This is a genomic window from Mycolicibacter engbaekii (assembly GCF_002101585.1).
GTDB lineage: Bacteria > Actinomycetota > Actinomycetes > Mycobacteriales > Mycobacteriaceae > Mycobacterium > Mycobacterium engbaekii.
Genome location: NZ_LQOT01000036.1, coordinates 1 through 1,471, shown reverse-complemented (window position 1 = coordinate 1,471; position 1,471 = coordinate 1). Strand labels below are relative to the sequence as shown.

1 protein-coding gene is annotated in these 1,471 nt (G+C 74.4%); it reads left to right on the top strand.

The window, feature by feature from the left end:
• Positions 1–232: 232 nt before the first annotated feature.
• On the top strand, positions 233–1,471 hold a 1,239-nt coding region (locus AWC02_RS21930), incomplete at its 3' end, for a DUF7159 family protein (RefSeq protein ID WP_085128839.1).

The following is a 1,471-nucleotide window of genomic DNA, read 5'->3' as shown; positions in this document are numbered from 1 at the left end:
GCACAATCCCCAGCCGTCGCCGCCGCTGTTCGGCCCGCCCAAGGGCGGTGGCCGCGGCGGCGACGGCTGGGGACCCGGCCGCGGGCGCGGCGGCGGTGGGCCCGGTGGCGGGCACGGCCGCGGCGGCGGCGGGTTCCCGTTCCCGATACCCGGCCTGCGCTTCTGAGCGGGCGTTCACTTCCCCAACGCTTGTAAGATGGACTAAGAATCCGCTGGCAGTGGAGGAGGTGCGGTGGACATCGTCTTGGGGGTCTCGATGGCCCCGCCGTCGGTCCGCATGGTCCTGGTCGAAGGCGAACGCGCCGGTGGTGTCACCGTCGACGAAGACGGCTTCGAGGTCCAGGCCGGCGACGCGGCGCTGCCCCACCAGGTGGTCTCCGCCATCCTGGGCACCCAGGAGAGTGCGCGCGAGAGCGGCTACCGGCTGGCCGCCACGGGGGTGACCGTCGCCGACCAGCTGCAGGCGGGTCGGCTGCGCGACGCCCTGGCCCAGCACCGGGTCGAGAACGTGATGTTGGTGTCGGCGTTCTTGGCGGCGGCCGCACTGGCGCAGACGGTGGGCAGCTCGGTCGGCTACCAGCGGACCGCGCTGATGTTCGTCGAGCCCGACGGGGCGACCCTGGCGGTCGTCGACTCGTCGGACGGCTCGATCACCGAGGTGCAGCGGGTGACGCTGCCGCCCGATGACGCCGCCGCGAAAGGCGAACTGACCCGGCTGGCCGCCGAGGCCGGCCGCCTGCCCTCGCAGCCCGAGGGCTTGTTCGTCGTCGGCTCCGGAGTCAACATCGGCGTCGTCAAGCCCGCACTGGATGCGGCCAGCGCACTGCCGGTCAGCGTGCCCGAGGAGCCGGAGACCGCGTTGGCGCGCGGCGCGGCGCTGGCCAGCGCGCACACCCCGCAATTCGACTCCTCGACGTCGGCGCTGGCCTGGGCCCGCGACCCGGGCACCGGCATGATCGACCCTGAGCTCATCGCGTTGGGGTACGCCTACCCCGCCGATTACGACGCCACGGTGGGCGAGTACGCGCTGGCCTACAGTGCAGTCCCCGACGATGCCCCCAGCGGCTACCTGGACCTCGACGCAGACCCCTTCGACGGCACCGTCCTCGACCCCGACGACAGCTACCCGCCCAGTTCGGCGCTCGGGGTCGTCGACGACCGGGAGCCGCTCCTGCGGCGCAGGCCATTCCTGCTGGCCAGCAGCGGACTCGCCGCGTTCTTCGTGGTCGGGGTCTCCAGCTTGGCGGTGGCCCTGGCGGTCAGCATCCGGCCCACCGCCGCCGACCATCCGGCGCCCAGTGGGCACATCATCGCGCCCACCCAGCAGGCACCCGCCCCGGCTCCCGCACCCGAAATGGCGCCCCTGCCGGCGCCCGAGCCGCCGGCCGTCAAGGTCCCGGTGGCTCAGCCGGTGCCCGCTCCCGCGGCCCCGGCGCCCGCGCCCGCGCCCGCGGCCCCAGCAGTGCCGGTG